The following is a 6099-nucleotide window of genomic DNA, read 5'->3' as shown; positions in this document are numbered from 1 at the left end:
AACTTCGCTCCAGAATTTCCCGCCGATTTCTGCGCTTGCGCGCTTCGTCCCGGCCACCGTTGCAGCGTCTGCCGCGTCGGTGAGGGGCTATTTACGGAGCGACGCCGCAGGCCGCAAGAGGAAAAAAACAGAAAGATGACATTTTTTTCCCGCCGCACATTGCTTGCGCAAAATCTAGGGGGTCGCGCAGCTTCCGACACAATGAGGCAAGGTGCGCTGCATCATCGTTGCTGCATCGCGGTCATCGAGCCGCGCCACCTGCTGCAAAGCGGCGAATCCAGAGCGCACGGAGTCCCACCAATCCAACTGCTGCGGCCAGGTAGAGGATCGGCTCCCATGGCCAGGCTTTCACCACCATCAGGAAATGCAGCGCCGCAAGCGGCACGAGGACATAGACGAGCTGGTGGAGCCGCCGCCAGCCTGGCGTCCCCATCCACCGCAGAGATGCGTCGTTCGACGTCAGCGCCAGAGGCACCATTAGCACGAAGGCCACCATGCCAACGACAATATAGGGCCTGCGTGTCAGGTCCGAGCCGATCTCGGCCCAACGGAACTGCAGATCAAGCGCCAGCCAGACCGCAAGATGAAGCACGGCATAGAGAAAGGCGATCAGGCCGATCGCCCGGCGATAGCGGATCAGGTTTATGCCTGCCAGACGGCGCAACGGTGTGATGCACAGCCCGGCAATCAGGAACTGCAGTGCCAGCAGTCCAAGGCGGTGCTCCAACGTCTTCACCGGGTCGACCCCAAGATCGCCGGAAATCGCGCGCCAGACCAGCCAGCCGAGGGGAAGAAGACCCAAGGCATAGGCAGCACCCGGTGGAAGCCGCTTTAGCCCACGATTGATCGTCTCAGCGAGCGGCATCAGTAGAACTTCGCCAGGTCCATGCCCTTGTAGAGCCCGGCAACCTCATCGGCATAGCCATTGAAAAGCACCGTCTCCTGGCGGCTGGAAAACAGCCCCGCACCGATCCGACGTTCGGAGGCCTGACTCCAGCGGGGATGATCAACGCCCGGATTCACGTTTGCATAGAACCCGTATTCGCCCGGAGCCATCATGTTCCAGGTCGTCTCTGGCTGCTCGGCGACAAGACTGATCCTCACGATGCTCTTGATCGACTTGAAGCCATATTTCCAAGGAACGACCAGGCGGATCGGCGCACCGTTCTGCTTTGGCATCTCTTCCCCGTAAAGCCCGGTGGCGAGAATCGTCAGCGGATGCATCGCCTCGTCCAACCTCAGCCCCTCTCGGTAGGGCCAGTCGAGGATAGAACTGCGTTGTCCCGGCATTTCTTCGGGGCGCAGCAGAGTTTCGAAGGCCACGTATTTCGCCCCGGACTGGATGCCGACGCGATCGAGCACCGTGGCCAGAGGGAAACCGATCCAGGGAATGACCATCCCCCACGCCTCGACACAGCGGAAGCGATAGATGCGCTCTTCCAAAGTCACGCCCTTGAGAATGTCGTCCAGCGGATAGGTGCCAGGCCGATCGACCAGCCCATCAATCTGGATCGACCACGGATCGACCGTCAGCGCGCTTGCATATGCGGCGGGATCCTCCTTCCCCAGGCCGAATTCGTAGAAGTTGTTGTAGCTGGTGATTTCCTCGAGCGTGTTCGGCTTTTCCTGGGTCGAAAGGGAACTCGGGACCGCGCTGATCCCGGCGGCCGCCGGGCCGGCGAGACCGATCGCCGCCGCACCCGCGATCAGTTGGCGACGGTTCAGCCAAACGGATTTGTCGGTCACATCGGACCAGCTCAGATCACTCCCGTTCTGATGGCGCATCTCGCTCTCCTGGCTGCCGACAACCGGTTTCTGTCCCTATTCAATACGGATCAGAAAGGATTGAGTTTACGCCAAAGCGCAATTTTTCCCGTCACGATTGGTAAAGACCGTTCACGGAAAGCGGAGCGGTGCCTTAACCGCCACAATCGTTGGTCAACCCGGAGGCGTCGCGTGGAGGCGGGTCTGGGTAATGCGGCTTTCGATCTCAGCGATCATGGCCGCGTAGGCGTCGGAATTGATGTCACCGTAGATCGACCTGAACTCCTTGTCGGGGATGGGCTTTGGCAAGCCATCGTAGGAGGCAAGGAAGTCCTCCTCCGATCCCAATCGCCCGATGAGAGCGGGCCAGGCCGCGAGTGGAGCCGACATGAAGAGGTCCGATAGGCGGATACCGGAGTTGTCGGCGGCAATATCGGTGAAGTCGAAGCTGCTGCCACCCTTGCGCTGATCGAAAAGCTCCTTGAACTCTCCCATCGACACGGCAAGACCGCGGTTGCCAGCCGCCTTGATCGCCGCCGCCGTGATGAAATGGAGGCGCGAGTCGACACGACCCGCAAGGGTGACCCGGTTGCAGTTGCGTTTCCACGACCCGAAGTCGTCCAGACTGCCATCAGCAAGGCGGCCGACGATCACCGCGAAATCACGCGCCCCGCAGGCCTTTGTCAGCCCAAAGATCGCCGCCGTGAATTCGTCAGCGGCGGTCTTGTCCGTTGCATTGGCCTGCGCCGCTTCAAGCGTGAAACGCAAATGAGGCAGAAAACTCCCGCTCACGGGCAGGGTACCGTCATCCATTGCCTGCCGGATCTTGCGGTAATAGCCGTCGATCTGGTCTGCCGGCGGCATTTCACCCTGCCGAAGGGCGCCGAAGACGTTGCCAATCACCTCGCCCCGTCCTTCGCGATCCAGCCTCAGGGCGAAGACCATCTTGCTGCCCTCGATCTGCATCGACTGGGCGCTATCGAGGATCTGCCCACCCGTCTTGCCGCCCAGGATCAGGTTCGCGGCCAGACGTCCGATCGTCAGTGCCGTAGCCGGAGGCAGGTTTCGTCCCCCAACGGTGACGGAGGAGACGGTGAGGGCGCCGTCGAAAGGCGGGATAACCGCACGCATGTTCAGCCAGCGCTGACCAGTGATCCACGGCAAGGGAATCGAGGCCGTCGCGACGACACCATCTTCCTCGACCTGCGCGCTTGCCCTGAGACCGGGCATCACCCGGGCCCCCAGCCGCATTGCCGATTCAAGCTCGGCAGTCGAGATCGATACGGGTTTGTCTGTTGGTGTCTTGGCCTCGGTTGCAGCCCGTATCCGATGGACAACCTTGCGTGCCGCCGTGACATCGGCAGGACCCGGCGCGGCCATCGCGGGAAGAAGGGGCTCTTTCTGAAGGAATGCGGTGCCCAGACCGAGCAGGACTATCCCCGCCATGGCGACGAGAAACATGAGCACTGAGAAAATGCGGCGCATCCGGGGATCCTGTCGAAGGGCGTCAGAGGCTGGCACGAGGCGGAAAGCCTGTCCAGCCGGGTTGAGACGGGGGCAAGCGGAAGTCCTGCAAATTTTTCGGCAGCGCAGCGTAATGGCGGTCTTGCGAGGGTGAGCCCGGCCTCCCACATCCACACCGAGGCCGGGCGGGCCGTGCCTATGAAGGGCGGACCGCGATCCGGCGCTGAGAAAGGGAGACTTGCCGATGAACCTCGAAAAGTTCACGGAACGGTCGCGCGGGTTCCTTCAGGCCGCGCAGACGATTGCGATGCGGGAGAGCCACCAGCGGCTCGCGCCAGAGCATCTTTTGAAGGCATTGATGGATGACGATCAGGGGCTTGCGTCCAATCTGATCAAACGCGCCGGCGGCGAGCCGCTGCGCGTGGCGGAAGCGGTCAATCTGGCGCTGTCCAAATTGCCGAAGGTGTCGGGCGATGCCCAGCCTTTCATGGACCCCGCACTGGCGCGGGTTCTGGACGAGGCCGAAAAGGTCGCGACCAAGGCAGGCGACAGCTTTGTGCCGGTCGAACGCATCCTCATGGCCCTGTGCATGGTGCCGTCGAAGGCGAAGGACGCCCTCGATGCGGGTGCCGTGTCGGCCCAGAAGCTGAACACCGCGATCAACGAGATCCGCAAGGGTCGCACCGCCGACACCGCGTCGGCCGAGGAAGGCTATGACGCGCTGAAGAAATACGCCCGCGATCTGACCGAGGCCGCCGAACAGGGCAAGATCGACCCGATCATCGGTCGCGACGAGGAAATCCGTCGCGCGATGCAGGTCCTTTCGCGCCGCACCAAGAACAACCCTGTGCTGATCGGCGAACCTGGCGTTGGTAAGACCGCGATCGCCGAGGGCCTCGCCCTGCGGATCGTCGATGGCGACGTGCCGGAATCTCTCCGCAACAAGCGGCTGATGGCGCTCGACATGGGCGCCCTGATCGCCGGCGCGAAATATCGCGGCGAGTTTGAAGAACGTCTGAAAGCCATCCTCAAGGAAATCGAGGCGGCGTCGGGCGAGATCATCCTGTTCATCGACGAGATGCACACGCTGGTTGGCGCGGGCAAATCGGATGGCGCGATGGATGCGGCCAACCTGATCAAGCCGGCACTGGCCCGGGGTGAGCTGCACTGCATCGGCGCGACCACGCTCGACGAGTACCGCAAGTATGTCGAGAAGGACGCGGCCTTGGCCCGCCGGTTCCAGCCGGTGATGGTCAACGAGCCGACGGTCGAGGACACGATCAGCATCTTGCGCGGCATCAAGGAGAAGTACGAGCTGCACCACGGTGTGCGGATCTCGGACTCTGCTCTTGTCGCTGCGGCGACGTTGAGCCACCGCTACATCACCGACCGCTTCCTGCCCGACAAGGCCATCGACCTGATGGACGAGGCGGCCAGCCGTCTGCGGATGGAAGTCGACAGCAAGCCCGAAGAGCTTGACGCGCTGGATCGCCAGATCCTGCAGCTGCAGATCGAGGGCGAGGCGCTGAAGAAGGAAGACGACACCGCGTCGAAGGACCGTCTCGAAAAGCTCGAGAAGGAGCTATCCGACCTGATGGAGCGCTCGGCCGAAATGACGGCCAAGTGGCAGGCTGAGCGTGACCAGCTGGAAGCAAGCCGGGTTCTGAAAGAACAACTCGACAAGGCTCGCGCCGAACTGGATCAGGCCAAGCGGGAAGGCAACCTCGCCAAGGCCGGGGAGCTGTCCTACGGCATCATTCCGGGGCTTGAGCGCAAGCTGGCCGAAGCGGAAGCCCGCGAAGGCGACATGCTGGTGGAAGAGGCCGTGCGGCCGGAGCAGATCGCCGAGGTGGTGGAGCGCTGGACCGGCATCCCGACCTCGAAGATGCTGGAAGGCGAGCGCGAGAAACTGCTCCGCATGGAAGAGGAACTGGGCAAGCGCGTCATCGGTCAGCGTCAGGCGGTCACCGCCGTTGCGAATGCCGTGCGCCGTGCCCGGGCTGGACTGAACGACGAGAACCGTCCTCTGGGCAGCTTCCTGTTCCTCGGCCCTACCGGCGTCGGCAAGACCGAACTGACCAAGGCCGTGGCCGAGTACCTGTTCGACGACGAGAACGCCATGGTGCGGATCGACATGTCGGAGTTCATGGAGAAGCACTCGGTCGCGCGTCTGATCGGCGCACCTCCGGGCTATGTCGGCTATGATGAAGGCGGTGTACTGACCGAAGCCGTGCGGCGCCGGCCCTATCAGGTCGTGCTGTTCGACGAGGTCGAGAAGGCGCATCCGGACGTGTTCAACGTCCTCCTGCAGGTGTTGGATGACGGCATCCTGACGGATGGTCAGGGCCGGACGGTCGACTTCAAGCAGACGCTGATCGTGCTGACCTCGAACCTTGGCGCCTATGCGCTGAGCCAGCTGCCAGACGGGGCCGACCCGACGGCGGCGCGGCGCGAGGTGATGGAAGCGGTGCGGGCCCATTTCCGCCCCGAATTCCTGAACCGTCTGGACGAGACCATCATCTTCGACCGGCTGGGCCGGGCGGATATGAGCGGGATCGTTGATATCCAGCTCAAGCGGCTGGAGAAGCGTCTGGTGAACCGCAAGGTCACGCTGGAAATCGACGACGCAGCGAAGGCCTGGCTGGCAGAGGAAGGCTACGATCCGGTGTTTGGCGCACGTCCGCTGAAGCGCGTGATCCAGCGCCACCTGCAGGACCAGCTGGCCGAGATGATCCTTGCAGGCGACGTCATGGATGGCTCGACCGTCCATGTCAGCGCCGGGGCCGATGGCCTGATCATCGGCGACCGCGTGTCGTCCTCGCGGCGCGAACGACCGCAGGATGCGGTCGTTCACTGATCGCCGGCCGATCC

4 protein-coding genes are annotated in these 6099 nt (G+C 62.9%); 1 reads left to right on the top strand and 3 read right to left on the bottom strand.

The annotated features are described in order from the left end of the window. Nucleotides 1-241 precede the first annotated feature (241 nt). From msrQ to L0V05_RS05925, 3 genes are all read right to left on the bottom strand, one after another. Entirely contained in the window at nt 242-865 is a 624-nt protein-coding gene (msrQ, locus tag L0V05_RS05935; protein ID WP_234869160.1) for a protein-methionine-sulfoxide reductase heme-binding subunit MsrQ, read from the bottom strand. After that, entirely contained in the window at nt 865-1785 is a 921-nt protein-coding gene (gene msrP / locus L0V05_RS05930) for a protein-methionine-sulfoxide reductase catalytic subunit MsrP (protein ID WP_234869159.1), read from the bottom strand. Before msrP ends, msrQ begins: the two co-directional genes overlap by 1 nt. Nucleotides 1786-1938: 153 nt before the next feature. Then, nucleotides 1939-3249, bottom strand: a complete 1311-nt coding sequence (locus tag L0V05_RS05925) for a YfiM family lipoprotein (protein ID WP_234869158.1) — start codon at nt 3247-3249, stop codon at nt 1939-1941. Between the two features lie 223 nt (nt 3250-3472). Here L0V05_RS05925 and clpB point away from each other — a divergent pair, with 223 nt between their 5' ends. Beyond that, the gene (gene clpB / locus L0V05_RS05920) at nt 3473-6085 is read left to right on the top strand and encodes an ATP-dependent chaperone ClpB (protein WP_234869157.1); all 2613 of its coding nucleotides are present in this window, start codon (nt 3473-3475) and stop codon (nt 6083-6085) included. Nucleotides 6086-6099: the final 14 nt, after the last annotated feature.

This window comes from Alitabrizicola rongguiensis (assembly GCF_021491355.1).
GTDB classification, from domain to species: Bacteria; Pseudomonadota; Alphaproteobacteria; order Rhodobacterales; family Rhodobacteraceae; genus Aliitabrizicola; species Aliitabrizicola rongguiensis.
This window is presented reverse-complemented; position numbering and strand designations above follow the sequence as displayed.